We start from the raw sequence: 238 nt of genomic DNA, 5'->3' as shown, positions 1-238 counted from the left end.
TGCCAACGTAGTGAATATAAATCATAGATTTTCTCTTTTGATACCCATTCCGTAGGAATGTTTGTCATATATACCGTAATTCCTTGTAAAATTTTCGTACGCTCTGTATATGTAATTCCTTGTAAAATTTTCGTACGCTCTGTATATGTAATTCCTTGTAAAAGTTTCGTACGCTCTGTATATGTAATTCCTTTTTTCTTTTCACGAATAGCTCGATCACGTAGGCGTTTTTGTTTTT

General features: G+C 32.8%; 1 pseudogene. It reads right to left on the bottom strand.

Features of this window, described 5'->3' with window-relative positions:
• A pseudogene (locus MR109_RS29970) lies at positions 1-238 on the bottom strand (hypothetical protein); the annotation flags it as partial.

The organism is Bacillus cereus group sp. BfR-BA-01310 (assembly GCF_022664325.1).
Taxonomy (GTDB): Bacteria; Bacillota; Bacilli; order Bacillales; family Bacillaceae_G; genus Bacillus_A; species Bacillus_A paramycoides.
This window is presented reverse-complemented; position numbering and strand designations above follow the sequence as displayed.